We start from the raw sequence: 26,207 nt of genomic DNA, 5'->3' as shown, positions 1-26,207 counted from the left end.
AATGTACAAAGCGCGGGCAAGACGAGGTATCCGCAGTTCCGGGCGATCTGGCGCGGCCACCGCTACCATCGGCGCAACCGGGGTACGCGGCACCGAACCGTACGGCGGAAGCTTTCCACCGATCGGGGAATGGTGACGATTCTCGGCGTGACGCATGATGCGACTAGTTCGAACGCTGACAAGGAGTTCGAGATGGCAGGCGCCGGCCCGACGGATCTTGACATGCACGTCGACCGCCTGGAAATGGCGCGTCGAATAGCCCGGGAAATGATCGAGTCCGATCATCAGGCTCTGGAGCTCGCCGTCCGACAGCGCCCACAGTGCTGGTCCCGACGCCCCACCGGTCACGGCACCCGCGCCGACGCCCTCACGGGCTGACCCTCCACACAGCTACCCCCAGCGCCCCGACAGCGCTGCTAGCCTGACGCGTCGCTGCAGCTAGCACGGGGGACGGTGCAGCATGAACTGCTCGAACTGCGGGAGCCAGCTCGACCATCCTGGGCAGGGGCACACCTGTCTCGGCGGCGTCGCGCCGCCGCCCCAGCCACCCGCGCACTGGCAGGCGGCCCAGTGGGCGCTGCTGGCGCTCGCGGCGCTCTTCGCAGGGCTCTCGCTGGTCCGAGCCGCGATCACCGCCGACCTGCTGACGCCGCCAAGCGGCGGAGTCATCAGCGCCCTGTCGATCGCCGGTCCGCTGGCCCTCTTCGCCGCCTTTTTCACCTGGTCGAATGTCACCAAGCGGGTCATCGACGCACAGTCGATCGCCGCGGCGACGGTCCGGCACTGGGCGGTCGGAACCGGTGCTCTGCTCCTGTTCCTGTCGTACCTCCTGCCGATGAAGACCCCGACCGCCTTCCATGTCGTCCGGGCGATCGCGGCGATCCTGCTCGCCATCGGCGCCCTGATCACCCACCGGAGAGCCATGCGCCGGCTCACTGACCCGGCCACCCCCGCAGACCAGAACGACGCCGCCGGTCCGAGCATCGCGCCACTCCGCATGGACGAAGCTCGGCCGGGACAGGTGGAAAGCCAGCCCGCCCGGTTGGCGCTCGACATCGAGACGCAGCCGGAGGACTGGAACGCGTCCCTGTGGGATCCCGAAGTCCAGCGGGACATCGAGCGCAGACGCCGCCAGAAGCTAGATTGAGTCTTACGTCGGAGCGGTGTACCTAAGCCGCAGGGTCGCTATCGTTGGCTGGCCGCTGTAGCTGGTCCCGGCAGGGGTGTGGTTCACAGGCCGAGCGCGACGGGTTGGGTTGGCACTCCGCCAACGATCAGTGCGGCCAACGGTGTGGCAAGGTCTCGGGGCGAGAACAGTTCCGGGCCGAGGTGATCCCGGATCTCCGACAGCGACCACCAACGCCAGCCGATGACGTGCTCGGCGGCGAGTTCCTCATCGCTCATCGAACCGCGCGGCGTGAACGAGGCGGTCCGAAGGAGGAAGTAGTCGTTCACGATGCCATCGTGACCGGGTGCGAACCCGGCGGCGACTATCTCCTGGCGCCAGACCTGAGGCGGGTCGGCATCGAGAGCAAGGCCGACCTCTTCGCGCAACTCTCGCCGCAGGGCGGCCAGTGGCGTCTCGCCGTCTTCGACGCCACCCCCGGGAGTGATCCACACGACGATCGTGCCAGCGGGATCGGGAATGGCGAGTCGTAGCAGCAGAACACGGTCGTCCTCATCGACGACGACCGCACGCGCCGATCGCCGCAGGTTCACCGTCGACATCAGGACACCCTACGGGTCAACGATCACCGTCGACGCCCGCGACGGCACAGCGGTCTGATTCGCCCGCGGCCATGAACCAACCAACCGCCGCCTCCTGCTCGTAGGTCGATCGGGCTTCCCATGCCCGCTCCCACGCATCTCCGTTGCCGCCAGCCGGCCTGGAGACGGCATGATCTTGGCTCTGTTCGATCTCTGTGCGAGGCTTCGGCGGTGACTGACCTCGACATCCGCGCGGCCACCTCGGCTGATTCCGAATTCCTGGTCGACATGCTCGTGGAGGCCGTGAACTGGCTGCCTGAGCGCAACTGGTCGCACGAACAGATCCTGGCGAACCCTGCGCTGGCTCACTATGTCACCGGCTGGATGCGGCCAGACGACTTCGGCCTGGTTGCGGTCGCCCCGACTGATCGTCCAGTCGGGGCGGCCTGGTTCCGATTCCTGACCTCCGCCGATCCGGGCTACGGATACGTGAGGGACGACGTGCCCGAGCTGACGTTCGGCGTGGTGGAAACCTGGCGGGGCCGAGGTGTGGGTCGAGCACTTCTGCGCGCCGTCCTGCAGGCCGCACGAGAGCGTGGCATCCGCACGGTGTCGCTGAGCGTGGAGCGGGCGAACTTCGCTGCAAGGCTGTACGCCGCTGAAGGGTTTCGCACTGTCGAGTCGTTCGAGGACGCGGACACGATGGTCGCTGAGATCGGGGCCTGACGCGTGTGGCGCCACAGCCAAGTCACTCCTGGGCAGGCGTAACGATCAACTGGCGTTGATGCTGGCCGACCGCAGTGCTGGTCCGCCGCCCGGCCAGGCCACGGCTCCCGCGCCCATACCTTCGGGGGCTGATCCGGCTCGCGCAATGGCGGATACTTCGGTCATGACTCTGGCACCGTCACGCACACATCTCGTTGATGCGCGCTCATCCTTCCTGGTGCTGGTCGGCTGGTACGTCGCCGTTGTCGTGTCACTCGGCCTGTTCCTCAGCACGCTTTCCGGGTCGGTCCCGGCTGGCTGCGGCGAGGTATGCGATTCCGAACGGTCGCGGGCGCTGCTCTTCGGGCTCTACACGGCTACGCCCGCGCTGTTCCTCGCGCTGCTGGTCAGCCTGGCAATGCTCGCGGTCCTCGTCGCCCGTACCCGGATCCGCTCGTCGGCCATGCTGGGCAGCCTGTCCGCGGTGCTTCCGCTGGCCGTGTGCGGACTCCTCATCGCCAGCCTCTGACCGTCACCGCTCGCGTCACGGAGCGCCCGAGGCCCAGCCAAAGCCTCTCAGTAAGTTTGACGGCTACTGGCTGCCTGGCGCTTTGCCGCCATGCGCATGCCGGCACCGGCGATGCCAGCACCAGCCCCCGAGGCCATCAGGCCCACGAAGAAAAGCGCCGCCGCCGCTCCGCTCCAGATGACGTACTGCATGAGTGCGGCACCACAGGCCCACATCAGGGCACCGCATGCGAACTGCCATTTACTTGCCCGGATCAGTGACTTCATTGGCACGCGATCATGGGAGCACATTGCGTCCCGCCTGCGCCTCGCCCTTACGGCTGACCTCGACTCGCGAGGTCACGCCCCTTCTAACCGAGGGTCGCTACGATCCGACGACCGGCCGAAAGCTGCTGGCCGCCGTCGCCGAGCTAACTCAGCTCGCCGGTTGGCAGGCATACGACACGGCCGAACACGGCCTCGCCCAGCGCTACCTCACCCACGCCCTCGACCTCGCCCGAGCTGCCGACGATGCTGGGCTCGGCGCCGAAATCCTCGCGGCGATGAGCCACCAAGCCACCTACCTCGGCCACAATGCCGCCGGCGTCGATCTCGCCCGCGCCGCCCGGCAGACGGCACAACGCGCCGGCCTCGCGGTGCTGACCGCCGAGGCGCTGGTCATGGAAGCTCATGCCCACGCCGCCGCGCGCAACGAACGCGCCTGCACCACCGCACTGCACCAGGCAGAACAGACCCTCGACCGGGCCGACCGCAGCAGCGACCCGCAATGGCTCGGCTACTTCGACGAGGCATACCTGTCAGCCAAGTTCGGCCACTGCTTCCATGCTCTCGGCCACCACCAGCAGGCCGAACGCTTCACCGTCCGCTCACTGCACATGGACGAACGCTACATACGCGGCAAGGCCTTCAACCTCACTCTCCTCGCATCCATCCACGCCCACAACGCCGAACCCGATCGCGCCAGCGTCATCGGGACCAAAGCCCTCACGCTGACCTCTCAACTGCGATCAGCCCGAGCCGTCCGGTACCTACGCGACCTGCAAACGAAACTCACAGCGCACGGCCGCCGGCCAGCCGTCCGACACTTCATCAACCGTGTCGACATGGCCCTCGGTCAACGCCGCTGACTACAGCTCACCCCGGGCTTTGCGCGCGACCAGCTCTAACACCGCGATCACCGTGCCGGAGCCCACGATCTCACCCCGGGACACGAGGTCCCGCGCTTCCGCCAACGGCATCCAGGCCACCCGCTCGGCCTCGTTGACGTCCACCGGCGAACCGATGTGTATCGCGTCGCGCGCAAGGAACAACAGATTCTCCGCGTCCGCGGTCGCCACCCACGGCTGGAACGACAGCATCGGCTCCACCGCACCCGGACGCCACCCGGTCTCCTCCTCGACCTCCCGGACCGCGCATGCCGAAGGCTGCTCAGCGTCGTCGACATAACCCCCAGGCAGCTCCCACACCCACCGGTCGAACACGAACCGGTGCCGCCGCATCAGCAGCAGCCGCTCCTGCTCGTCAAGCACCGCAACCATGGCTGACCGGGGCGCCCGGATCACGTACTGCTCGAAACGGACCCCGTCCGGCACCTCCACGTCGGCGATGCTCAGCCGCGCTCGCCGGCTGCCATCCACCACCCGCTCACCGTGAATCGTCCACCGCGTCGGCTCGGTACCCTGCTCCTCCGTCACCAGCCCAGTATCCGACCGCTGGCACGGACGGCGTGCCCTCGTCACTTCCAGCGGAAGTGGACGAAGAGGCGGCCGAAGTTCTTCGAGTCCTTCTCCACGCGGTGGTAGAGCTGCTTGACGTCCTTCTGGTCGAGGAACCGCAGCACCCGCTTCTTGAGCTGACCGGACCCCTTGCCGGGGATGATCTCGACGAGGGTCGCCTTCTTCGCCACCGCCTCGTCCATGATCCCGCGCAGGGCGCGATCGATGTCCTGGCCCTTGTTGAAGATCTCGTGCAGGTCCAGCTTGAGCTTCATGCCGCAGCCCCCGGCAGGTCAGGTCCCATGTCCGCCATCCTAGGCACCTCCGCCAGGTCGTCCGACGACGAAGGGGCGGCCCCGAAGGACCGCCCCTGCCGTGTCACGCCGCACGTTCAGCGCCTGCCGCCGAGGCGGGTCTCCACCCGCTCCAGCGCGGTCCGGTAGTCGTCGTTGGCCGCGTACATCGCGGCGGCGATCCGCAGGTGCCGCAGCGCGTCGGTGTGTCGGTTCAGCCGTTCGAGGGTCCGACCGAGCACGTGGTGCGCGTAGTGGTCACTCGGGTCCCGTTCGACCAGCTCACGCAGGTGTTCCTCGGCCCGGTTGAGCTGGGCCGACTGGAAGTACGCCCGGGCCAGCAGTTGCCGGACCGCCGCGTTGCCGGGTTCGGCGTCGATGATCGGCTCCAGCAGTCGGGCTGCCCCGCTGGGGTCACCGGTTTCGAAGAACATGGTCGCCCGCCGGTAGTCCGCCAGAAGATCCATCTGCCACCTCCTCGGGTCGCACCGTCACCTGTTCCGACGCTGGCACAACACCGGAAGTTTGGCGACTGTTCCCGGGGTCGAGATCGGGTCAGTTCCAGCCACCGAAGGCCGCTGAGGGGCGTCGAACGGTCAGGTGCGGGCGTCCCGGCGTCCGGCGGAAAGTTCCCAGGCGCGGACACCGCCGACGATTCCGGCGGTGTTCGGCACCACCACCACGTCGTCACCCATCCGGGCCAGTTGCTCGGGCCGGATCAGTCGGGAGTTGCCCCCACCCAGGTAGAGCCGGTCCCAGCGGAACACCGGGCGGAGCCCGTCGACCACCTGGCGGATCCGACGGGACCAGAAGGCGTCGCCGAGCCGCCGCCGTTCCGGCTCGCCGACGTACGTGTCGTAGGTGGTGCCCCAGCGCACCGGCGCGTGCGACAGCTCCAGGTGCGGCGCGAGGACGCCGCCGTCGAAAAGCGCGCTGCCCAGCCCCGTCCCCAGGGTCAGCACCAGCTCGCAGCCGGTGCCGGCGACCACTCCGGCGCCGTGCACCTCGGCGTCGTTGAGCACCAGCGCCGGCACCCCGAACGCGTCGGCCAGCGCGCCGCGGGCGTCCCAGCCGGACCACTCGGCTTGCAGGTCCGGGTCGACCCGGCTGCGGGGGCCGTTGCGGGTCACGTAGTGCGGGGTGCTCACCACCACTCCGTGCCGGATCATCCCGGGTACGCCGACAGTGAGCCGGTCCGCAGTCGGCAGGCGACCGCCGAGATCCAGCAGGGTCCGGACAAACAGCGCGGGCGGCAACGGGTACGGGGTGGGCACCCGCAACGGCCGGGCCCGCATCGTTCCCGCCTCGTCGAGCACGGACGCCTTGATGCCCCCGCCGCCACAGTCGATCGCCAGTGTGGTCACCACGCCGTTGAGTCTGCCCGCTGCCGGCCGGTGGTATGCGGGCGGCCGGATAGGCTGCCGTCCTGATGAGCGCCACGATGATCGTCAAGGACCTGGCCGCCGGGCACGGTGACCGACCACTCTTCGCCGGATTGGACCTGGTGGTCGCCCCCGGCGACGTGGTCGGGCTGGTCGGGCCGAACGGGGCCGGCAAGTCGACGCTGCTGCGTACCCTCGCCGGGTTGTTGCCGGTCGAGGCCGGCAGCGTGCGGCTGAGCCCGCCCACCGCGAGCGTCGGCCACCTGCCGCAGGAGCCGGAGCGGCGGCCGGGCGAGACGGTACGGGACTTCCTGGCCCGCAGGACCGGGGTGACCGCCGCTCAGTTGGCGTTGGACGCGGCGACCGAGGCGCTGACCGCCGGGGCGGCGGGTGCCGACGACGCCTACGGCGACGCGTTGGAGCGCTGGCTCGCGCTCGGCGGCGCGGACCTGGACGAACGCGCCGAGCAGGTGAGCGCCGACCTGGGGCTCGCCGTCGACCTTGACCACCCGACGACAGGGCTCTCCGGCGGGCAGGCGGCCCGCGCAGGGCTGGCGTCGCTGCTGCTCAGCCGGTACGACGTGTTCCTGCTCGACGAGCCGACAAACGACCTGGACCTGGCCGGCCTGGAACGGCTGGAGGAGTTCGTCACCGGACTACGGGCCGGCACGGTGCTGGTCAGCCACGACCGGGAGTTCCTCACCCGCACGGTGACCCGGGTGCTGGAGCTGGACCTGCCGCAGCAGCAGATCAACCACTACGGCGGCGGCTACGCGGCCTTCCTGGAGGAGCGCGAGGTGGCCCGCCGGCACGCCCGCGCGGACTTCGAGGAGTACGCCGACACCAAGGCTGGGCTGGAGGCTCGGGCCCGCACCCAGCGTGGGTGGATGGAGAAGGGCGTGAAGAACGCCCGCCGCAAGGCCACCGACAACGACAAGATCGGCCGCAAGTTCCGCAGCGAGTCGAGCGAGAAGCAGGCCGCCAAGGCCAAGCAGACCGAACGGCTGATCGAACGGCTCGACGTGGTCGAGGAGCCCCGCAAGGAGTGGGAGCTGCGGATGGAGATCGCCGCCGCGCCCCGCGCCGGCGCCGTCGTGGCCACGCTGCGCGGAGCCGTGGTACGCCGTGGTGGCTTCACCCTCGGCCCGATCGACCTCCAGATCGACTGGGCGGACCGGGTCGCGGTGACCGGGGCGAACGGCTCGGGCAAGTCCACACTGTTGGCAGCGCTGCTGGGCCGGCTACCGCTGGACGCCGGCACCGCCTCGCTCGGGCCCGGCGTGGTGGTCGGCGAAGTGGACCAGGCCCGCGGGCTGTTCCTCGGCGACGTACCGCTGATCGACGCGTTCGAGGCGGCCGTACCCCACCTGTCCCCGGCGGACGCGCGGACCCTGCTGGCCAAGTTCGGCCTACGGGCGGCGCACGTGCCCCGACCGGCGGCCACCCTCTCCCCCGGTGAGCGGACCCGGGCCGCGCTGGCCCTGCTCCAGGGTCGCGGGGTCAACCTGCTGGTGCTGGACGAGCCCACGAACCACCTGGACCTGCCCGCCATCGAGCAGCTCGAATCGGCGCTGGCCAGCTACCCCGGAACGCTGCTGCTGGTCACCCACGACCGGCGGATGCTGGCCGCCATCGAGACCAACAGGCGACTGCGGGTCGACGCCGGGCGGATCGCCGAGGATTGATCCGTGCCCGCAGGCCGGCGCGGGGTGAGAATGACGCCATGCTCAAGTGGGAGTACGCCCTGCTGGTCCGCCGCCGTCAGGCTGCGACCAACGACCTCGGCTGGGAGGTCGTCTTCGTCTGGTACGGGCCGGACGGCTCGATGGTCGACGTGACGCCGTACGGCGACACCTCGCTGGCCCACCTGAACCGGGCCGGCGACCAGGGCTGGGAGTTGGTCGCGATGAGCGAGGACCCTTCCCTGCCCGGCAACCACGAACTGCACCGCTACCACCTCAAGCGGCCGAAGCCTGCCGACCCGCCGCCTCGCCAGCGGATGCGCGGGGGCCGCCGCACCCTCTCCGGCTGACCCGACCACGCCGGGCCGACTGCGGTGGCATGAGCCGAGTTGGTCGTTCGCGGCTCGCCCCGCGCGCGGGCGGAGCCGATGTCTCCGTTGAGCCTGATGCCTCAGAGTCATCGTGATGCCTGTGTGGCATCAAGATGACTGCGTCCTGGCCCCGCATCCTGCGACACGCCCACCGCACGGTTGCGCGGGCCACGCCGACCAGGTGGACGAGCGGGGCATAACGGGCGCGATTGCGGGTATCGCGCGGCGGGAGGTGGCCCGAATGGTCGCTTTGGCACAGACTCCGCCCTCGGCCGACCGGCTGCGGGCGATAGACGATTTCCTCGCCCAGGCATGGGCGGACCAGGTCCGCCACGATGACCGGTTGCGGGACCTGGCGGTCGAGGTGCGGTTCGACCGGGGGGTGGCCCATCTGAGCGGCGACGTGGCCGAACCCGCCCAGCTACGGCTGGTGCGGGACATGGTGGGGCGGCTGGCCGGCGTCTACGGCGTCTGGTGCCGGGTCGGCATCGGCGGGCGGCCGCCGGTGGTGGTGGACCTCGGTTGTGGGCCGACCAAGCAGTGGTCGGGCAACCTGGGGCTGGACATCTACCCGGCGCCCGGCGTGGATGCCGTGGCGGACCTGTCCGGCTCGCTGCCGCTCGCCGACAACTCGGTGGACGTCCTCTTCGCGGTGCACATCCTGGAGCACCTGATCGATTTCCTGCCACTGGTCGACGAGTGTCACCGGGTGCTCCGCCCGGGTGGGGTGCTGCACGTGATGAGCCCCTGGTGGGGGCATGTGAACGCGGTGGCCGACCCGACCCACGTCCGGCTGATGGACGTGCAGACGTTCAAGGGGATCTGTCAGTTGCGGCCACCTGGCACGCCGCGCTGGTACCCATTGCACGCAGGCTGCGACGGCGCCTCGATCTTCGCCGACCTGACGCCCCTCCCCCCGGACGCCGACCCAGCACCCCAGTCCCACCTAGCCCGCTTCTTCGACTAACCACCCACCCCACCCCACCCACCCCACCCCACGTTGATCATGAAGTTATTGCGCCGACACGCCGTCATTCGTGGCAATAACTTCATGATCAACGCGAGGGGTGGTGGACTCGCGGAGTTTCAGACGGTACGGGGCCGCTAGTTGCTGGGCGGGGAGGGTCGGGTCGCCGTCCAGGCGGTTGGCGAGGAGTTGGACGGCCAGGCGGGCGACCTGCTCCTTGTCCGGGGCGACGGTGCTCAGGGCGGGGGTGGCGAACCTGCCGTCCTCGATGTCGTCGAAGCCGGCCACCGCCACGTCCTCGGGCACCCGCAGGCCAGCCTCGTGCAGGGTCCGCAGGGCACCGAGGGCCAGCGTGTCGTTGAAGCAGAAGACGGCGTCGGGGCGTACGCCGGAGGTGAGCAGTCCCCGCATCGCGGCCGCGCCGTCAGCGCGGTGCCAGGCCGGCGCGGACGCCACCAGGGCCTGGTCGTGGTCGAGGCCGGCGGCGCGCAGCGCGTCCCGGTAGCCGGCCAGGCGCAGCCGGGCGCTGGCACCCTCGTCGGTGCGCTGCGCGCCGACGGCCGCGATCCGGCGGCGACCCAACTGGATCAGGTGGCTGGTGATCTCCCGGGCCGCTGCCACGTTGTCGATCACCACGCGATCCGCCGGGCAGTGTTCGATCCGTTCGCCGAGCAGCACCATCGGGGTGCCGTCCAGAGCGGCCAGGTCCGCCACGGTGAGCGCCAACGGACTGAGGATGAGCCCGTCGATCAGGTGGTCGGTGATACCGGAGGCAAGCACCCGTTCCTGGTCACGCCGGCCGCCGGTCTGGTCGATGAGCACCGTCCAACCGTGCTCGGCGGCGACGCTGACGACGTGACGGGCCAGCTCGGCGAAGTACGGGATGTCCAGTTCCGGAACCGCCAGCGCGATCACGCCGGTGCGTCCCTTGCGGAGGTGACGGGCGGAGAGGTTGGGCCGGTAGTTGAGTTCGACGATCGCCTCCTCGACCCGGGCACGGGTGTCCGGTCGCACGTGCACGTGGCCGTTCACGACGTTGGAGACGGTCTTGACGGAGACGCCGGCCCGTTCGGCCACGTCCTTGAGTCTGTGTCGCACGCCGCAACCTCCCCGAGGTGACGGGCGCACCATACCGTCAGCGCCTTCTCCGCGACGGTGCACGAACGATGAGGAAAGGGCCCCTTGCCGTCGCAGGAGGCCCCTCCTCATCCCGTCGGATCAGCTGTCGGCGCTCGGCTCCCGAGACGCCGGGGCGACAGCGGGCTCGTGCTGGGCCAGCCGGTTGCGGCGGTGGCCGTAACCGAAGTAGATCGACCCGCCGAGCAGCATCCAGGCCAGGAACCGCAGCCAGGTCTCCACAGACAGGTTGAGCATCAGGTAGAAGCAGGCCAACGCCGAGACGATGGGCAGCACCGGTGAGAACGGCACCCGGAACGGCCGCTCCAGGTCGGGCCGCTTGCGGCGCAGGATCGGCACCGCCACCGACACGAGGACGAACGCGCAGAGCGCGCCGATGCTGACCAGGTCGGCCAGCGCGGACAGCGGCAGGAAGCCGGCCAGCAGCGCGACCGCCACCGTCATGATCGCCGAGATCCGGTACGGGGTGCCCCAGCGCGGGTGCACCTTCGCGATCGAGGGCGGGATCAACCCGTCCCGGGCGATGGCGAATCCGATCCGGCCCATCGCCACCAGGTCGACCAGGATGACGCTGGTCAGGCCCGCGACCGCGGCGATGGAGACCAGCACCGCCGCCCAGCCCGCGCCGACCGACTCGAAGGCCGACGCGATCGGGGCGCCCCTGTCGATCTCGGTGTACGGCACCATCCCGACCACCACCAGCGACACGCCGATGTAGAGCACTGTGGAGATCAGCAACGTGCCGAGCAGACCCAGGGTGAGGTCCCGCTTGGGCTTCCGCGTCTCCTCGCCCAGGTTGGCCACGGCCTCGAAGCCGGTGTACGCGAAGAAGACCACGGCGGCGGCGCTGAGCACCCCGACGAAGCCGAAGACCGACGGCTCCAGCCCGAAGAGCGCCTGCGTGACCGGCTGCTTGATGCCGTCGTCGCCGCTCCCGGCGGGCTCGGCCGGCGGGATGAACGGGGTGAGGTTGGCGGCCTTGACGAAGAACAGTCCGGCCACCACCACGAAGACGCAGATGGCCACCTTGACCAGCACCAGCAGGTTGGTGATCCGGGCGGATTCCCGGATGCCGACGATCGCCACGATGCCGAGGATCAGCACGATGGCGATGGCGCCCACGTTGACGGTGCTGCCCTCCTCGCCGAACCACCGGGTTGGCAGGTCGAGCAGTTCGGCGAGGTAACCGGACCAGCCTCGGGCCACCACCGCGGCGCCGAGCGCGAACTCCAGCAGCAGGTCCCAGCCGATGATCCAGGCGACGATCTCGCCCATGGTGGCGTACGCGTAGGTGTAGGCGCTGCCGGCGGTCGGCACGCTGGAGGCCAGCTCGGCGTAGCAGAGGGCGGCGAGCAGGGCCACCACGCCGGCGATGGCGAAGGAGATCACCACGCCCGGCCCGGCGCTGTCCCGGGCCTCGATCCCGGTGAGCGTGAAGATGCCGGTGCCGATCACGATGCCGATGCCGAAGCCGGTGAGGTCGACCGCGCCGAGCCGTCGCTTCAGCCCCAACTGGCCGTCGCTGCCGTCCGCCTCACCTTGGGCTATCACGTCCTTGATTGGTTTTGTGCGCAGCACGGACACCCGGTCACCCCTCCCACCGTGCGACCACCTCCGTGGCGGCCGGTGACCGGCGTTGCTACCCACCGACGCGATTGGTCAACCACGAACCCTTGCGGCGATGGCCAGACTGTGAAAATTTCCTACCAGCAACGCGGACATCGACGGCGAATCTTGCCGCGCACCGCGCGAAACATCCGGGAGCCCCAACGAAGGGACACACCGCATGAAAGCCACCCGACTCGGAGTCGCCGGGCTGGTCGCAGCCCTGCTCGGCACGTTCGTCAGCGCCACCCCCGCGAGCGCCGCACCCAGCGCGGCCGACACCACCACCTGCGCCACCGACCCGGCCACCCCGAAACGGCAGTTCCGGGCCATGTGGATCTCCTCGGTGGTCAATATCGACTGGCCCAGCAAGGCTTCCCAGACCAACCCGGACCGGATCGCGGCCCAGCAGGCCGAGTACCGCGAGCTGCTCGACCTGGCCGGGCGACTGCACCACAACGCCGTCGTGGTGCAGGTCCGGCCCACCGCTGACGCGCTCTGGCCCTCGCCGTACGAGCCCTGGTCGGAATACCTGACCGGGGTACGCGGCCAGGACCCGGGCTGGGACCCGCTGGCCTTCCTGGTCGACGAGTCGCACAAGCGGAACCTGGAGTTCCACGCCTGGTTCAACCCGTACCGCGTCTCCATGCCCGCACCGGGCGGTGCCGGCGCCGACCTGAGCCAGCTCGCCCCCGGCCACCCGGCTCAGCAGCACCCCGACTGGACCTTCGCCTACCCACCGGCCGGGGTGGCCGGCAGTCGGCTCTACTACAACCCCGGAATCCCCGAGGTCCGCGAGTTCGTCCAGACCGCCATGATGGATGCCGTCAGGCGGTACGACATCGACGGCGTCCACTTCGACGACTATTTCTACCCCTACCCCAGCGGCACCTACCAGGTGCCTGACGACGCGACCTTCGCGGCACACAACCGGGGCTTCACCGACCGGGCCGACTGGCGGCGGGACAACATCAACCTGCTGATCCAGGAGATGAACGGCAAGATCAAGGCGGCGAAGCCGTGGGTGAAGTTCGGCGTCAGCCCGTTCGGCATCTGGCGCAACAAGACCGCCGACCCGCTCGGTTCGGACACCACCGGCAGCCAGTCGTACGACATCATCTCCGCCGACACCCGCAAGTGGATCAAGCAGGAGTGGATCGACTACGTGGTGCCGCAGCTCTACTGGTACATCGGCCAGTACCCGGCCGCCGACTACGCACGCCTCGTGCCGTGGTGGGCCGAGGCGGTGCGCGGCACCCGCGTGCAGCTCTACATCGGCCAGGCCGACTACAAGAGCGGCGACCCGGCGTACGGGCCGTACTGGCAGAACCCACGTGAGCTGTCCGACCACCTGACGCTCAACCGGTCGTACCCGGAGGTGCAGGGCAACGTGCACTTCTCCGCAGTGCAGGTGCGGGCCAACCGGCTCGGCGCCACCGACATCTACGCGGGCGAGCACTACTCCCGCCCGGCGCTGGTGCCGGCCATGCCCCACCTACCGGCGCGGCCGCTGCTCTTCCCGGTGGTCACCAAGGCGACCAGGCACGCCGACGGGGTCCGGCTCACCTGGCGGCAGCCCGCCGACGGCGTCGGCCCGCTCGGCACCGCCAGCTCGTACGCGATCTACCGCTTCGACGGCACCACGCTGCCCGGCAGGTGCGCCACCGCCGACGCCGCGCACCTGGTCGACACCGTCCGGGCCACGCCCGGCACCGTCCAGTCCTGGGTGGACACCTCGGCCGAGCCCGGTCGGCGCTACACCTACCAGCTGACCGCGGTGGACCGCTCGGCCAACGAGAGCCCCACCAGCCCGCCGGTATTCGTCAGGCGCTGACCGCCTCGCTGAATGCCCCGGACGCCTGGTGCGTCCGGGGCATTCGTCTGTTTCAACGTATGTCACCAATAGTTGGCGATGCACATACCGCCTAGTTGATCAGCTGATCGACACTCATCGACATCCGGTAACCCGCCGGTAACTTCCGTCCCACCCGCACACCCCGCGGAGGTCACCCGTGCCCCGACGTCTCGCCACCCTCATCGCCTCGGGCGCGTTAGCGCTGCTCGCCACCCTCGCCATCGCCTCCCCCGCCGCCGCCGTCACCCCCGCCCAACGGCTCTCCGTGCTGTCCAGCTGGACCCAGACCAGCGCCTCCAGCTACAACTCGTGGAACAGCGCCCGGGTCAACCGGGCCCCCTGGGCCGAGTACAACTTCAACTGGTCCACCGACTACTGCTCGTCCAGCCCGGACAACCCGCTCGGCTTCACCTTCAACCTGGGCTGCTACCGCCACGACTTCGGCTACCGCAACTACAAGGCGGTAGGCCAGTTCCCGGCAAACAAGTCCCGCCTCGACAGCGCCTTCTACGCGGACCTGAAGCGCGTCTGCACCACGTACAACTCGGTCGTCCGACCGGCCTGCTACAGCCTGGCCTGGACCTACTACCAGGCGGTCAGCATCTTCGGTTCGGTGGCGGCCGTCCAGCAGGCCGACATCGACCGCGCCGCCCGAATGAAGGCCCAAGCCGAAGCCAACGCCGCAACCCACTAACCCCCCGGCCCTCCACCCCGACCCCCGGCCCCGCACCACCACGCCCACGCCCACGCCCACGCCCACGCCCACGCCCACGCGATCTTGCACTTTCGGTTGCCGGTTTGCCGCTTTGGCACCGTTATCTCACCGCAGAAAGTGCAAGATCGCTGGGGGCAGGGCGGGCTGGGGCGGGGCGGGCTGGGGCGGGGTAGGGGGTTAGGCGCGTTCGGTTCGGGTGGCGGGGTGGCGGTCGGGGTCGGCGGGACGGCGCGGGGTTGGTTGGGACAGGCCGGTGCTGAAGCGGGTCGAGTCCGCCGCCAGGTCCGGGTGTTCCACGTCGAGTGCCAGCGCCGCGGCCTCGTCCAGCCCCAGCTCCGCACCCTCGCCGTACGCGTCGTCGAAGGCCGCGTCGCCCAGCGCCGCGCGCAACTCCCCCTGCTGCTCCGCCCAGTAGCCGCCGAAGATGCCCGGGGTGGCACGCATGCTCGCCCTGGTGGCCTGCGCTGCCCCGAACAGGCGGGCGGCCGTCAACCGCTCCCCGCCGATCGCGCAACGCACCGCTACCGCGTTCAAGGTGTCGCACGCCCGGCCGTGGTAGCCGTGGCCCATCCGGGAGCGCAGCGCCACCAGCAGATGCTCGTGTGCGGCGATCACGTCGCCGCGGGCCAGCGCGACCATGCCGAGCAGCATGTCCACCGAACGCCGGCCCCGCTCCACGGGTCGGGCCGCCTCCACCGGACGCACCGCGCCCAGCAGCTCCGCAGCCTCCTCCAGGGCGCCCCGCCGCCAGAGCAGCTCGGCCAGGCTGAAGACCGCGAACAGCGCCTCGCCGACCACGTCCTGCCCGTGCGCCCAGTCGATGACCTCCCGGCACACCCGCTCGGCCTCGACGAACTGCCCCATGTCGACAAGCGGCGCGGCCCTGCCGGCGAGCACTCGGGCCAGCAACCCGGCGTCGCCGGCCTGCCGGGCCGCTGCCTCCGCCCGCTGGGAGTAGCGCAGCTCCTCGGCGAACTCGCCGTCGGCGCTGGCATGCAGCGAATGCATGTGGTACGCCGCCGCCATCTCCGCCTCCGGGATCCGCTCCCCCGTCTCCGCGATCCGTCCGTACAGCCGGAACAGCCACAGCCGCCCTTCGCGGGCCAGGCCCCGCTCCAGCCACCACTGGTCCAGGCCGCCCGCCAGGCCGAGACCGGCACGGGCGCTGCCGCCGGTGGCGCACCAGCGCAGCGCGGCGCGCAGCTCCCCGGCCAGTGGATCGAGGGCATACAACGACAGCGTCACCGGTCGGCCGTCCTGGCCCAGGTGGGCCCGGTCCAAGGCGTGCGCCGACCAGGCCACGTGCCGGTCCCGAGCGGCCTGCTCCTCGCCCGCCTCGGCCAACCGCCGCGCCGCGTACGCGCGGATAGGGTCGAGCATCCGGTAGGTGCTGCCGGCGGCACGCGGCTCGGCCAACACCATCGACTTGTCCACCAGGACCGAGAGCGGGTCCAGCGGATCGTCACCCAGCAGCCACTCCACCGTCGCCAGGTCCACCGGGCCGGCGAAGACCGCCAGCCACCGCAGCAGGCGGGCGGCCCGGGGCCCCAGCGTCCGGTAGGACCAGGTGACGGTGGCCTGCATGGTCAGATGCCGTTCGGTGGCCGAGCGCTGCACCGCCCGGCTCGCCGGGGTGGGCGGTGACGCCCCGGCCGCCGCGGCGACCAGGTCCACGGTGTCCTGCTGGTTGCCGGACCAGCCCCGCTCCACCGGTGTCGGATCCGGGTCCTGCCGGCCGGCGTCCAGGGTGCCGAGGACATCGTCCAGCCGCTCGGCGAGCTGGCCGACGGAGAGCACCCGTAGCCGGGCGGCGGCCAACTCGATGGCGAGTGGCAGGCCGTCCAACCGCTGCACCACCCGGCGTAGGTCGGCGGACTCGGCCGGGTCCGGCTGCCGACCACCACGCGCGGCCGCCGTACGGTCCAGCAGCAGCGCCACCGCGTCGCTCTCCGCGCCGTCCGCGCGCCGGTCGACCGAGAGCGGCGGAATCCGCCACACCACCTCGCCGGGCAGGCTGAACGACTCACGGCTGGTGGCCAGCACCCGTACGCCGCTCCCACCGGACAGCAGACGCGCGATCACCTCGGCGCAGGCCGCCGGTTGGGTGTCGCAGGTGTCCAGTACGACAAGCATCCGCCGGCCTGCCGCGTACTCGACGAGGGTGTCCAGCATCGGCCGACCGGGCTCGGGACGCAGGCCGAGCACGGCGGCGATGGCGAACGCCACCAGCCCCGGGTCGGTCACCGAGGCGATGTCGACGAACCAGACCCCATCCGGGTACGCCTCGACAACTCCGCTGGCCAACTCCACAGCGAGCCGGGTCTTGCCCGCGCCGCCGGCGCCCAGCACGGTGACCAGGCGGTGTTGACGCACCAGCAGGCCCAGCTCGATGCGCTCGGCCTGCCGGCCGACGAACGAGGTCACCTGGGTGGGCAGGTTGTGCGCCACCGCGTCGGCGGTGCGGGGCCGGGGGAACTGCCGCTCCAGACCCGGGGCGACAAGTTGGAACAGTCGTTCCCGGTCGTCGAAGCCGCGTAGTCGATGCAGGCCCAGGTCGAGCAGGGTCGCACCCGGCGGCATCGGCTCGGCCCGACGTGCGGTGGACGCCGTGCAGAGCACCTGCCCGCCGTGCGCGGCGGCCGCCACCCGGGCAGCCCGGTGCACCTCGGGGCTGGCGTACTCGCCGTCGCGTGGCTCCGCATAGCCGGTGTGCAGGCCCATCCGCACCCGGGGCGCGGCCTCAGGGGTGGGCCAGTCGTGGCTGGACAGTGCCCGCTGGGCGGTCAGGCACGCGGTCATCGCCGCGGCCGCTTCCTCGAAGGCAAGGAAGAACGAGTCGCCCTCGGTCAGCAGCTCCGCGCCGCCCGTGCTGGCCAGCGTGCGGCGCAGCAGGCGTCGATGCTCAGCGAGCACCGGGCGGTAGTCAGGGCCGAGCAGCTGAGCCAGCCGGGTCGAGCCCTCAATATCGGTAAATACGAAGGTCACCCAACCGCTCGGGAGCTGGATCCGTGGCGACATGCGAGGAACCTCCGCCCGTGACGTCGGGTTCATGCTGCCTGAGTCCGAACGATCACACATCGTGAGAACGGCCGGGCAAGTGCCGCCTCAACGTGCCACTCGGGCCCGCTCCCGGCAAGGCCGGCCCACCAGGCGGCGGCGAACTGGCCCGATCAGCAGCCGCAGGCGCCGCCGCAGCAGCCACCAGCGGCGGGTGCCGGGGCGCCACCGGCACCGCCACTGCGACCGGTGACCGCGACAGCGGACAGAAGCTTGACCGTGTCGGCGTGTCCCTGAGGGCAGCTGGCCGGCTCACCGGCCGCCGCCATCGAACGGTTGACCTCGAAGGTGTCGCCGCAGGCGCGGCAACGGAACTCGTACCGGGGCATGCACCCAGGGTACGTGGATCTGACGGTTCGCGGAGCATGGGTGATACTCGACAGGTGGTGGACGGCGAGGACGACACGCGTGTGCAACCGTTACGACCGGCCGCGCCGTTGGACGGGCCGCTCGAAGGCTCCGGGGCCGCGCCCGACCTGGCGCGCAATGTGCCCCGCCCCCGCCGCCCCTGGCTGAGCGGGCGTTCCGCAGGCGCGCCGAGCACGCCGCCGGCCGCCCCGCCACCGGCCGCCACGCCGGCTCCGCCAGCGGCGAAGCCCACCGCAGCCGACGCCGCCGGGTCCGATCCGGACGCGCGCGCCACCGGCACGAAGATCCCTGCCGAATCTGTCCCGACCGCAGGCCCCGCAGCCGCTTCCCAGGCCGAGGCAGCCAAGGCCGAGGCAGCCAAGGCCGAGACCGCAAAGGCCGACAGCGCGAAAGCGGACGCCACGAAAGCCGACGGCGCGAAAGCCGAGACCGCGAAAGCCGGGGACGCGAAGGCGGAGGGCAGCGCCAGTGGCCCGGCCGCGCCGAAGGCGGCCGGCGCGTCGAGCGCCGACACGCCAACTGACGAAGCGAAGGCCGGTGCCGCGGGTCCGGCGAAGACCACTGTGGATGAGATCCCGGTCGTGCCGGCGTCCGACCCGGCCCGCCGGCGGCGGGTGCAGTTCGCCCATGCGGTACGTCTGCCGCCGCGCCGGGCAGCAGCCGCCGCGGCCCAGGCGACCCGCGCCTGGGCACGTCGGCCGAGTGGTCGGCTGACAGTGCCTGGCGTCTTCCTGCTGGCGTTGGTGGCCGCGACCGGGGCCGCGGGAGCGCTGCTGGTGCCGGCCGCGATCCGCTCGCCGCGCCCGGTCGCTGTCGACGCGTCGGCCGCGCCGAGCGGGGTCGCCGCGCCGGGGGTGCCGTCCGGTCTGCCGACCAGCCCGCTGCCCACCGGGCCGCTACCGACCCTTCCGCTGCCCAGCGGCGGGTTGCCCGGCAACGGGCTGCCGACGGGGTCGGTGATCGGTGGCCGACCGTCGGACGCCCTGGCCGGCTGGGCGCAGCAGGTCGGTGCCAAGGTCGGAGTCCCGGCGGTCGCCATGCAGGCGTACGGCTACGCCGAGCTGGTGCTCGCCCAGACCAACCGCAGCTGTGCGCTGAGCTGGACCACGCTGGCCGCGATCGGAAAGGTCGAATCGGATCACGGCTCGACCAACGGGGCGCGGTTGGGGCAGGACGGCAAGGCGGTGCCCAACATCTTCGGCCTGCCGCTGGACGGGAAGGAGGGTCGGATGCGGATCATCGACACCGACCGTGGGGCGCTCGACGGGAACGCCATCCTCGACCGCGCCATCGGCCCGATGCAGTTCATCCCGAGCACCTGGCAGGAGATCGGCGCGGACGCGGACAACGACGGCCGCAAGGACCCGCACGACCTGGACGACGCCGCCCTGGCAGCGGGCAATTACCTCTGCAAGGGTGGTCGAAACCTGAGCATTGCGGGCGACTGGTGGAACGCGATCCTCTCCTACAACGATGTACGGCGGTACGCCCAGGACGTCTACGACACCGCGAACCGGTACGGACGGGCCAGTCGGTCATGAAGTGATCGTCTCGATACCTTGGAGAACTGGACACTTCCCCCGGGCCTCTGTTAGCGGCAAGCTAGACGGGTGATGGTGCGCGAGTGGGACCCCAGGACCGCGTCGTCCGCCGAGATCGCGTCGCTGTTGGCCACGCTGAACGCGGTCCTGGCGGCCGATCTGCCGCAGGACCCGCCCTGGCGGGAGACTTCGTTGCGGGAATACCTCGCCGAGGTGATGCCCGGCGAGCGGCGGATCTCCTGGATCGCCCAGGCCGAGCCGACCGCCCCGGGTGCCACGGGCGCGGTGCTCGGCCAGGTGCACGTACTCCTTCTGGGTGACATCGGTGTGCTCGAGGTGCTTGTGCACCCGTCCGCGCGGCGCACCGGGCTCGGCCGTGACCTGGTGCTCCGTGCCGCGCGCCGGGTCTACCAGGAGGGCTTCCAGTCGATCGGGGTCGAGGTCGTCGGCGACACGCCCGCCATCGGGTTCTACGAGTCGCTCGGTTTCAACCGGGAGTACGTGGAGACGCGCAGCGTGCTCGACCTGACCGCTGTGGACTGGGCCGAGCTGGCCGAGATGGCCACCGGCATCGGTTCGGGCTACCAGCTGGAGTTCTTCCCCGGCGGGCCGCCGGACGACCTGATCGAGGCGTACGCGCGGGCCAAGGCCGAGGTGCGCGACGTCGACGACGGTGAGCTGCGCCCCAGCTCCTACGACCCGGAGCGGCTGCGGGACAGCCTCGACACGCTGCACCGGCGGGGCATGAAACCGTACATCGTGCTCGCCCGGCACGAGCAGAGCGGCGAGGTGGCCGGTCTGACCGAGGTGGTGGTGCCGGCGCAGCACCCGACCCGCGCCGACCAGTACGACACGATTGTCGCGCAGGATCACCGGGGCTACGGCATCGATCGGGCGATCAAGGCCCGGATGCTGCTGGAGTTGCGTTCCGCCGAGCCGGAGCTGATCGAGGTGCAGACCTGGAACGCGCAGGCCAACGAGGCGATGTTGAAGGTCAACGCGGAGCTGGGCTACCGCCCCGACCGGGACTGGTGCGAATACAGCGTCGATGTCGCTGAGCTGGTGCACCGCCTCGATCCGCCGCGCTGAGGAATTCACGAAACTGTCCATTAGGGGATGGACGGTGGACAGTCGCGCACCTTAACGTGCGTTGACCCCCATCCACCCATCGTGGAGGCCCTATGCGCCCGCGCCGCTCAATCGCCGCGCTCGCGACCGCCACCGCCGCCGTGACAGTCACGGCGCTCGGCGTCGCACCCACCGCGGCCAGCGCCGCGCCCACCGACCTGTTCATCTCGGAGTACGTCGAGGGTTCGTCGAACAACAAGGCGATCGAGCTGTTCAACGGCACTGGCACCGCCGTCGACCTGGCGGCCGGTGGCTACCAGTTGCAGCTCTACTTCAACGGCGCCACCACTGCCACCACTATCGCCCTGACCGGCAGCGTGGCGGCCGGCGACGCGTTCGTGTTCGCCAGCGCATCGGCCGGGGCCGCCATCCTCGCCCAGGCCGACCAGACGACCGGGGCGAGCCTCTTCAACGGTGACGACGCGATAGTGCTGCGCCGGGGCACCACGGTGCTCGACTCGATTGGCCAGGTGGGCGTCGACCCGGGCACCGAGTGGGGTGCCGGCGTGACCAGCACCGCGGACAACACGATGCGCCGGCTGCCGAGCGTGGCCGCCGGTGACACCGACCCGTCGGACGCGTTCGACCCCGCCGCACAGTGGGCCGGTTTCCCCGTCGACACGTTCGACGGGCTGGGCGCGCACTCGGTGGACGGAGGTGGCCCGGTCGACGTGCCGGCCACGCTGACCTGTGGTGGGGCGCTGGTCACCGCCGCCGGCACGGCCGCGAGCCGGGAGGTGACCGCCGCCGACCCCGACGACACGATCGTCGACCTGGCGGTGACCGCGATCAGCCCGACCCCGACCTCCGGCTCGATCACCCGTACCGCGTTCAGCCCCGCCGACGGGGTGGGCGGCACCGCCCGCGCCACGGTCGGCGTGAGCGCCGACCTCGCCGCCGGGGCGTACACCGTCACCCTCACCGCTACCGACGCCGGCGGTGGCACCGCGAGCTGCGCGTTGGTCGTGCAGGTGACCCGGGAGCTGACCGTCGGTGAGGTGCAGGGTCCGACCACCGACGCCGAGTCCGGTCCGGGCGACAGGTCACCGCTCGCACCGGCGAGCGGCAACGGCACGAGCAGCACGATGTACGACGTACGCGGCGTGATCACCCAGTTGACGGTGGCCCGTACCTCGGCGGGGGCGGAGCAGCACGGCTTCTTCCTGCAGAGCCGCGTTGGTGACACCGACGGCGACCCGACCAGCTCCGACGGCATCTTCGTGTTCATGGGCACGTTCACCTCGCTGATCGGCGGTTACGTGCCGACTGTCGGCGACGAGGTGGTGCTGCGGGCCCGGGTGTCGGAGTACTACAACTTCACCCAACTCTCCGGCGCGTCGCTGGTCCGTCGGATCGGCGGTGGGCTGGTCGTGGACGCCGCGGTCGCGGTCACCGACGCGCTGCCGCCGGCCGTACTGACGGACGCGCAGCGCTTCTGGGAGCGGCACGAGGGCTCCCGGATGCGCGTGCGTGCGGGCAGCGGCGCGGTGAGCGGCCGGGACGTCTTCTCCTCCACCGCCGACGCGGAGCTGTGGATGGTCGACCGCGACGACCCGCTGCTGGATCGCGCCGACCCGTACTCTCGGCGGGTCTTCCGTGATTCGCACCCACTGGACAACGACCCGACCCGCCGCTTCGACGACGGCAACGGCCAGCGGACGCTGCTCGGCAGCATGGGCGTGAAGGCCACCGCCGGGGACAGCGCCGCGCTGCTCCCGCCGGCGCACACCTTCGACACGCTGCGGGCGGACGCGGTGGGCGGGGTCTACTACTCGTTCGAGAAGTACGGCGTCCAGGTCGAGCGGGCGGAGTTCGCCGCCGGGGCCGACCCGTCGAAGAACAACCCGCCCAAGCCGGCCGACCGGTCGCAGGAGGTGGCAGTGGCCACCTACAACGTGGAGAACCTGTACGACTACCGCGACGACCCGTTCGACGGTTGCGACTTCGCCGGTAACGCCGGCTGCGTAGGCGTCGCCCCGCCGTTCGACTACGTCCCGGGCAGCGAGGCGGAATACCGCGAGCAACTTGCCGCGCTGGCCGACCAGATCGTCAAGGACCTGCACGCACCGGACCTGATCCTGGTGCAGGAGGCCGAGGACCAGGACATCTGCACGGTCTCCGGGGCGGCCCTGAGCTGCGGCGACACCAACAACGCCGATGGCGCTCCGGACAGCATCCAGGAGTTGGCGCTCACGGTCGCGGCGGCCGGCGGGCCCGCGTACGCCGCTGCCTATGACCGGACCGGTGCGGACGCCCGCGGTATCACCGCAGCGTTCCTGTACCGCACGGACCGGGTGTCGCTGGCGGCCGCGACGGCGGCGGACCCCCTGCTGGGGTCGGCGCCGACCGTTCAGTATCGGGCTGCGGGGTTGCCGGCCAACGCGGACGTGCAGAATCCGAAGGCCCTCAACGCGGTGTTGCCGGCGGATGTGGACACCTCGACCGGTCGGGACGGGAGCAACGTCTTCACCCGCGCTCCGCAGTTGGGCAAGTTCAGCGTGGCCGCGGCGCCCGGCTCGACCGAGCGGTTCACCCTGTACGCCCTCAGCAACCACTACTCCTCCGGTCCGGACAGCCGGGTCGGGCAGCGGCGGGAGCAGGCGCGTTACGGTGCGGCGATCGTCACCGCGATCGAGGCGGCCGATCAGACCGCCCGAGTGGTCTACGGCGGGGACCTGAACGTGTTCCCCCGCCCGGACGATCCGTTGCCCTTTGGGCACCAGGAACTCAGCGCGACCGGTGACCAGCCCACGCCGTCGGACCAGCTCGCCCCGCTCTACGAGGCGGGCCTGCACAACCTGTGGGACAACCTCGTCGCGGACGTGCCGGCCTCGGCCTACTCGTACAGCTTCGAGGGGCAGGCGCAGACACTCGACCACCTGTTCGTCAACGACGCGTTCTACGGCGACCTGGTGCAGGTGCGGGCGGCGCACATCAACGCCGACTGGCCGGCGGAGTTCGCCGGTGACGGGTCGCGGGGTTCCAGTGACCACGACCCGCAGGTGGCCCGGTTCCGGTCCCGGGCGTCGTTGACAGTGGCCGACACGGCGGTGGCCGAGGGCAACCAGGGCACCAGGCAGCTCACCTTCACCGCCACCGTCTCTCGGCCGCTGTCCCAGTCGGTGCTGCTCTGCGCCGCCACCGTCGGCCTCACGGCCCAGGCGGGCTCGGACTTCGACCCGTACGCCGGCTGCAAGGTGTTGGCCGCCGGGCAGACGTCGGTGACGTTCCCGGTGTCGGTTCGAGGTGACCGCAGGCGGGAGGCGGACGAGAAGTTGACGCTGCTGGTGGCCGGCGTACCCGGCCTGCGGCTGGCTGACCCACTCGCGACCGGAACGATCACCAACGACGACTGATTCTGGAGTGGTCGCCGACGGCCCGCCGCACCCGCCCGGGGCGGCGGGCCGTCGTCCGTCCCGCGGTCAGTCGTACCGCCAGCGCTGTGGCGGGGGTGGAACGCCGCGGTGCTTGGCTACCCGCACCTCCCATTGGCTACGCCGACGCATCGCGTCACGGACCTCCCGGTTGCGGTAGAACGTCTCGGGCGGGCGGGCCAGCCCGTAGATGTCCGCCCACCACTCCCCCGGCTTCGGGTCGAGAATGGTGTCCAGGTGCGTGGGGTAGCGGCGCCCCGCACCGTCACGCGTGTCTTCCCAGTCCCGCATCGGCTTGAGCATCCGGCCGAGGTCGTCGACGACGGCCAGCCGACACCCGACGACCTCGATGATCCGGCAGAGCAGCTCGATACTCGGAACAGTCCGACCGCCCTCGATCCGGCCGATGGTGGCGTGGTGCACCCCTGCCCGTCGGGCCAGCTCACGTTGGCTGAGGTCCGCGTGGCGACGGACCGCCCGGACGATGCCAACGACCGGCCATAGGGTGTCGGAGGGATCGCTCGGTAGGTCGTCCATGCCTTCACCGTCCCGGCTCGCCCCGTTTTTCGCAGTCCCGTTCGGCTGGCCTGTGGACAACGGAAGGACCTGTGGACAACGGGACATCCGTCATCGTGGTGAGGGTGGCTTCCGCTGAGGCGGCGAAGTCGTGGGCTTTGAGCAGCACGTCGTACGGGCGACGGAGCGGGGACGCAGTCCCTGACCTATCCCCTTTGCTCTGCACCCTGATACGCGCCACCCCGACGGGCCCTCTCATGCGCCACCCCCGACACGCTCCATCCCTGCTGGAACGCGCCATCCTGGTCAGCGCCGGCCTGAGACCGTGGCCGGCGCATCCGCGGGTGCAGAGCAAAGGCAGCCGTGGAGACATCAGAGCCAGGGATCCGCACAGTCAGGAGCCGTGATCCGCCGCGGTCAGGAGCCGTGATCCGCCGCGGTCAGGAGCCGGGATCCGGCCGACAAGACCTGGACCCCGCGCGAGCCGGGCCCCAGCGATCACGGCCGCGTCAAGGTCCACCGGGCGCGCCACGATCGGCGCACGGCGGGAGAGGATGGCTGCGGACGGAGCGCTCAGTAGCGCTGGCGGAGCAGGCCGGCGGCCTCGACGGCCCAGTAGGTGAGGATGACCTGCGCGCCGGCCCGCTTGATCGAGGTGAGCGTCTCCAGCATCACCCGCTCCCGGTCGATCCAGCCGTTCGCGGCGGCCGCCTCGACCATCGCGTACTCGCCGGAGACCTGGTAGGCGGCGACCGGGACGTCCACCGCGGCCCGCACCGCCGACACCACGTCGAGGTAGGGCAGCGCCGGCTTGACCATCACCAGGTCGGCGCCCTCGGCCACGTCCAACGCGACCTCGCGCAGCGACTCACGCAGATTGGCCGGGTCCTGCTGGTAGGTGCGCCGGTCGCCCTCCAGCGCCGACTCCACCGCCTCCCGGAACGGACCGTAGAAGGCGGAGGCGTACTTCACCGCGTAGGCCAGCACGGAGACGTCCTGGTAGCCGGCGGCGTCGAGGGCCCGGCGTACCACGCCGACCTGGCCGTCCATCATCCCGGACGGCCCGACCATGCCGACCCCGGCGGCGGCCTGGGCCACCGCCATCTCGGCGTACGCGGCCAGGGTCGAGTCGTTGTCGACCTCGCCGTCGGGGGTGAGCAGCCCACAGTGCCCGTGCGAGGTGAACTCGTCGAGGCACAGGTCGCTCATCACCACCGTGGCGTCGCCCACCTCGGCCACCACATCGCGGATGGCGACGTTGAGGATGCCGTTGGGGTCGATGCCGCCGGAGCCGGTCGGGTCCCGCTGCTCCGGCACGCCGAACAGCATGATCCCGCCGACACCGGCCTGGACCGCCTCGACGGCCGCCTTGCGCAGCGAGTCCCGGGAGTGCTGGAGCACCCCCGGGAGCGACCCGATGGCGCGGGGCTCGGTCAGCCCCTCCTTGACGAACATCGGCACGACCAGCTCGGCCGGGTCGACCCGGGTCTCGGACACCAGCCGGCGGACCGCCGGGTTGCGGCGCAGCCGGCGGGGCCGGATCTCTGGGTACGACATGGC

General features: G+C 70.9%; 24 protein-coding genes and 1 pseudogene. 13 read left to right on the top strand and 12 right to left on the bottom strand.

Annotated elements, in window-relative coordinates; translation table 11 throughout:
- Positions 1-129: 129 nt before the first annotated feature.
- Together AB0B98_RS19905 and AB0B98_RS19900 are read left to right on the top strand one after the other, a co-directional pair.
- Positions 130-378, top strand: a complete 249-nt coding sequence (locus AB0B98_RS19905) for a hypothetical protein (RefSeq protein WP_238666906.1) — start codon at positions 130-132, stop codon at positions 376-378.
- Positions 379-460: 82 nt separating this feature from the next.
- Entirely contained in the window at positions 461-1,147 is a 687-nt protein-coding gene (locus tag AB0B98_RS19900) for a hypothetical protein (RefSeq protein WP_357364372.1), read from the top strand.
- Positions 1,148-1,230: 83 nt separating this feature from the next.
- Here the strand turns inward: AB0B98_RS19900 and AB0B98_RS19895 are convergent, their stop codons facing one another.
- The gene (locus AB0B98_RS19895; protein ID WP_357364370.1) at positions 1,231-1,728 is read right to left on the bottom strand and encodes an NUDIX domain-containing protein; all 498 of its coding nucleotides are present in this window, start codon (positions 1,726-1,728) and stop codon (positions 1,231-1,233) included.
- 210 nt (positions 1,729-1,938) lie between these two features.
- Between AB0B98_RS19895 and AB0B98_RS19890 the strand changes: the two genes are divergently transcribed.
- Positions 1,939-2,433, top strand: coding sequence for a GNAT family N-acetyltransferase (locus tag AB0B98_RS19890; protein WP_357364368.1), 495 nt, complete (start codon positions 1,939-1,941; stop codon positions 2,431-2,433).
- Positions 2,434-2,596: 163 nt separating this feature from the next.
- On the top strand, positions 2,597-2,941 hold the full coding sequence (locus tag AB0B98_RS19885; RefSeq protein WP_357364366.1) for a hypothetical protein: 345 nt from the start codon (positions 2,597-2,599) through the stop codon (positions 2,939-2,941).
- 47 nt (positions 2,942-2,988) lie between these two features.
- On the opposite strand, the gene AB0B98_RS19880 is transcribed toward AB0B98_RS19885, so the two are convergent.
- On the bottom strand, positions 2,989-3,207 hold the full coding sequence (locus tag AB0B98_RS19880; protein ID WP_357364364.1) for a hypothetical protein: 219 nt from the start codon (positions 3,205-3,207) through the stop codon (positions 2,989-2,991).
- Between the two features lie 65 nt (positions 3,208-3,272).
- Between AB0B98_RS19880 and AB0B98_RS19875 the strand changes: the two are divergent.
- Positions 3,273-4,067: pseudogene (locus AB0B98_RS19875) on the top strand (XRE family transcriptional regulator); the annotation flags it as partial.
- On the opposite strand, the gene AB0B98_RS19870 reads toward AB0B98_RS19875, so the two are convergent.
- The 4 genes from AB0B98_RS19870 to AB0B98_RS19855 all read right to left on the bottom strand — a co-directional run bounded on the left by AB0B98_RS19870 (position 4,068) and on the right by AB0B98_RS19855 (position 6,315).
- A complete protein-coding gene (locus AB0B98_RS19870) occupies positions 4,068-4,634 on the bottom strand; it encodes an NUDIX hydrolase (RefSeq protein WP_357364362.1) in 567 nt (188 codons plus the stop codon). It lies immediately after the preceding pseudogene.
- A 41-nt stretch (positions 4,635-4,675) separates the two neighbouring features.
- The gene (locus tag AB0B98_RS19865; RefSeq protein ID WP_007465523.1) at positions 4,676-4,930 is read right to left on the bottom strand and encodes a Smr/MutS family protein; all 255 of its coding nucleotides are present in this window, start codon (positions 4,928-4,930) and stop codon (positions 4,676-4,678) included.
- Positions 4,931-5,046: 116 nt separating this feature from the next.
- A complete protein-coding gene (locus tag AB0B98_RS19860; RefSeq protein WP_112584722.1) occupies positions 5,047-5,415 on the bottom strand; it encodes a tetratricopeptide repeat protein in 369 nt (122 codons plus the stop codon).
- A gap of 129 nt (positions 5,416-5,544) precedes the next feature.
- Positions 5,545-6,315, bottom strand: coding sequence for an ROK family protein (locus tag AB0B98_RS19855; RefSeq protein WP_357364360.1), 771 nt, complete (start codon positions 6,313-6,315; stop codon positions 5,545-5,547).
- Between the two features lie 62 nt (positions 6,316-6,377).
- Here AB0B98_RS19855 and AB0B98_RS19850 point away from each other — a divergent pair, with 62 nt between their 5' ends.
- From AB0B98_RS19850 to AB0B98_RS19840, 3 genes are all read left to right on the top strand, one after another.
- Complete coding sequence (locus AB0B98_RS19850) at positions 6,378-8,015, top strand: ABC-F family ATP-binding cassette domain-containing protein (RefSeq protein WP_357364358.1); 1,638 nt, start codon at positions 6,378-6,380, stop codon at positions 8,013-8,015.
- A 38-nt stretch (positions 8,016-8,053) separates the two neighbouring features.
- On the top strand, positions 8,054-8,362 hold the full coding sequence (locus tag AB0B98_RS19845) for a hypothetical protein (RefSeq protein ID WP_124822832.1): 309 nt from the start codon (positions 8,054-8,056) through the stop codon (positions 8,360-8,362).
- 262 nt (positions 8,363-8,624) lie between these two features.
- Positions 8,625-9,350 (top strand): methyltransferase domain-containing protein, encoded by a 726-nt coding sequence (locus AB0B98_RS19840; RefSeq protein ID WP_357364356.1) that lies wholly within the window; start codon positions 8,625-8,627, stop codon positions 9,348-9,350.
- A gap of 45 nt (positions 9,351-9,395) precedes the next feature.
- On the opposite strand, the gene AB0B98_RS19835 is transcribed toward AB0B98_RS19840, so the two are convergent.
- A complete protein-coding gene (locus tag AB0B98_RS19835) occupies positions 9,396-10,448 on the bottom strand; it encodes a LacI family DNA-binding transcriptional regulator (protein WP_357364354.1) in 1,053 nt (350 codons plus the stop codon).
- Positions 10,449-10,568: 120 nt separating this feature from the next.
- Positions 10,569-12,071, bottom strand: a complete 1,503-nt coding sequence (locus AB0B98_RS19830) for an amino acid permease (protein WP_357364352.1) — start codon at positions 12,069-12,071, stop codon at positions 10,569-10,571.
- A 202-nt stretch (positions 12,072-12,273) separates the two neighbouring features.
- Here AB0B98_RS19830 and AB0B98_RS19825 point away from each other — a divergent pair, with 202 nt between their 5' ends.
- Together AB0B98_RS19825 and AB0B98_RS19820 are read left to right on the top strand one after the other, a co-directional pair.
- Positions 12,274-13,926 (top strand): family 10 glycosylhydrolase, encoded by a 1,653-nt coding sequence (locus AB0B98_RS19825; protein WP_357364350.1) that lies wholly within the window; start codon positions 12,274-12,276, stop codon positions 13,924-13,926.
- Positions 13,927-14,104: 178 nt separating this feature from the next.
- Positions 14,105-14,641: a phospholipase gene (locus AB0B98_RS19820; protein WP_238666922.1), complete on the top strand. Its 537-nt coding sequence runs from the start codon at positions 14,105-14,107 to the stop codon at positions 14,639-14,641.
- Positions 14,642-14,839: 198 nt separating this feature from the next.
- Here the strand turns inward: AB0B98_RS19820 and AB0B98_RS19815 are convergent, their stop codons facing one another.
- A complete protein-coding gene (locus AB0B98_RS19815; protein ID WP_357364347.1) occupies positions 14,840-17,680 on the bottom strand; it encodes an adenylate/guanylate cyclase domain-containing protein in 2,841 nt (946 codons plus the stop codon).
- A gap of 152 nt (positions 17,681-17,832) precedes the next feature.
- Positions 17,833-18,048 (bottom strand): zinc ribbon domain-containing protein, encoded by a 216-nt coding sequence (locus AB0B98_RS19810; protein ID WP_238666924.1) that lies wholly within the window; start codon positions 18,046-18,048, stop codon positions 17,833-17,835.
- A 36-nt stretch (positions 18,049-18,084) separates the two neighbouring features.
- On the opposite strand from AB0B98_RS19810, the gene AB0B98_RS19805 reads away from it, so the two are divergent.
- The 3 genes from AB0B98_RS19805 to AB0B98_RS19795 all read left to right on the top strand — a co-directional run bounded on the left by AB0B98_RS19805 (position 18,085) and on the right by AB0B98_RS19795 (position 24,113).
- A complete protein-coding gene (locus tag AB0B98_RS19805) occupies positions 18,085-19,629 on the top strand; it encodes a lytic transglycosylase domain-containing protein (RefSeq protein ID WP_357364346.1) in 1,545 nt (514 codons plus the stop codon).
- A 72-nt stretch (positions 19,630-19,701) separates the two neighbouring features.
- Complete coding sequence (locus AB0B98_RS19800) at positions 19,702-20,718, top strand: GNAT family N-acetyltransferase (protein WP_357364481.1); 1,017 nt, start codon at positions 19,702-19,704, stop codon at positions 20,716-20,718.
- Between the two features lie 92 nt (positions 20,719-20,810).
- The gene (locus AB0B98_RS19795) at positions 20,811-24,113 is read left to right on the top strand and encodes a lamin tail domain-containing protein (protein WP_357364344.1); all 3,303 of its coding nucleotides are present in this window, start codon (positions 20,811-20,813) and stop codon (positions 24,111-24,113) included.
- 66 nt (positions 24,114-24,179) lie between these two features.
- Here AB0B98_RS19795 and AB0B98_RS19790 read toward each other — a convergent pair whose 3' ends face one another.
- Both AB0B98_RS19790 and hemB read right to left on the bottom strand, forming a co-directional pair.
- A complete protein-coding gene (locus AB0B98_RS19790; RefSeq protein ID WP_357279580.1) occupies positions 24,180-24,668 on the bottom strand; it encodes a helix-turn-helix transcriptional regulator in 489 nt (162 codons plus the stop codon).
- Positions 24,669-25,220: 552 nt separating this feature from the next.
- Positions 25,221-26,204 carry a porphobilinogen synthase gene (gene hemB / locus AB0B98_RS19785; protein WP_196919917.1) on the bottom strand — a complete coding sequence of 328 codons (984 nt, stop codon included), beginning with the start codon at positions 26,202-26,204 and terminating at the stop codon, positions 25,221-25,223.
- Positions 26,205-26,207 lie beyond the last annotated feature (3 nt).

It is taken from the genome of Micromonospora sp. NPDC048947, assembly GCF_040649495.1.
Taxonomy (GTDB): Bacteria; Actinomycetota; Actinomycetes; order Mycobacteriales; family Micromonosporaceae; genus Micromonospora; species Micromonospora alfalfae.
Note: the sequence above shows the minus strand (reverse complement) of the source record. Positions and strands in the feature narration are given on the sequence as shown.

What these genes read in the sequence shown, in the direction of transcription:
- AB0B98_RS19905 (WP_238666906.1), top strand. Translation starts at nt 130, where the DNA reads ATGGTGACGATTCTCGGCGTGACGCATGATGCGACTAGTTCGAACGCT.
- AB0B98_RS19900 (WP_357364372.1), top strand. Translation starts at nt 461, where the DNA reads ATGAACTGCTCGAACTGCGGGAGCCAGCTCGACCATCCTGGGCAGGGG.
- AB0B98_RS19895 (WP_357364370.1), bottom strand. Translation starts at nt 1,728, where the DNA reads ATGTCGACGGTGAACCTGCGGCGATCGGCGCGTGCGGTCGTCGTCGAT.
- AB0B98_RS19885 (WP_357364366.1), top strand. Translation starts at nt 2,597, where the DNA reads ATGACTCTGGCACCGTCACGCACACATCTCGTTGATGCGCGCTCATCC.
- AB0B98_RS19880 (WP_357364364.1), bottom strand. Translation starts at nt 3,207, where the DNA reads ATGAAGTCACTGATCCGGGCAAGTAAATGGCAGTTCGCATGCGGTGCC.
- AB0B98_RS19865 (WP_007465523.1), bottom strand. Translation starts at nt 4,930, where the DNA reads ATGAAGCTCAAGCTGGACCTGCACGAGATCTTCAACAAGGGCCAGGAC.
- AB0B98_RS19860 (WP_112584722.1), bottom strand. Translation starts at nt 5,415, where the DNA reads ATGGATCTTCTGGCGGACTACCGGCGGGCGACCATGTTCTTCGAAACC.
- AB0B98_RS19850 (WP_357364358.1), top strand. Translation starts at nt 6,378, where the DNA reads ATGAGCGCCACGATGATCGTCAAGGACCTGGCCGCCGGGCACGGTGAC.
- AB0B98_RS19845 (WP_124822832.1), top strand. Translation starts at nt 8,054, where the DNA reads ATGCTCAAGTGGGAGTACGCCCTGCTGGTCCGCCGCCGTCAGGCTGCG.
- AB0B98_RS19840 (WP_357364356.1), top strand. Translation starts at nt 8,625, where the DNA reads ATGGTCGCTTTGGCACAGACTCCGCCCTCGGCCGACCGGCTGCGGGCG.
- AB0B98_RS19825 (WP_357364350.1), top strand. Translation starts at nt 12,274, where the DNA reads ATGAAAGCCACCCGACTCGGAGTCGCCGGGCTGGTCGCAGCCCTGCTC.
- AB0B98_RS19815 (WP_357364347.1), bottom strand. Translation starts at nt 17,680, where the DNA reads ATGTCGCCACGGATCCAGCTCCCGAGCGGTTGGGTGACCTTCGTATTT.
- AB0B98_RS19810 (WP_238666924.1), bottom strand. Translation starts at nt 18,048, where the DNA reads ATGCCCCGGTACGAGTTCCGTTGCCGCGCCTGCGGCGACACCTTCGAG.
- AB0B98_RS19805 (WP_357364346.1), top strand. Translation starts at nt 18,085, where the DNA reads ATGGGTGATACTCGACAGGTGGTGGACGGCGAGGACGACACGCGTGTG.
- AB0B98_RS19800 (WP_357364481.1), top strand. Translation starts at nt 19,702, where the DNA reads ATGGTGCGCGAGTGGGACCCCAGGACCGCGTCGTCCGCCGAGATCGCG.
- AB0B98_RS19795 (WP_357364344.1), top strand. Translation starts at nt 20,811, where the DNA reads ATGCGCCCGCGCCGCTCAATCGCCGCGCTCGCGACCGCCACCGCCGCC.
- AB0B98_RS19790 (WP_357279580.1), bottom strand. Translation starts at nt 24,668, where the DNA reads ATGGACGACCTACCGAGCGATCCCTCCGACACCCTATGGCCGGTCGTT.
- hemB (WP_196919917.1), bottom strand. Translation starts at nt 26,204, where the DNA reads ATGTCGTACCCAGAGATCCGGCCCCGCCGGCTGCGCCGCAACCCGGCG.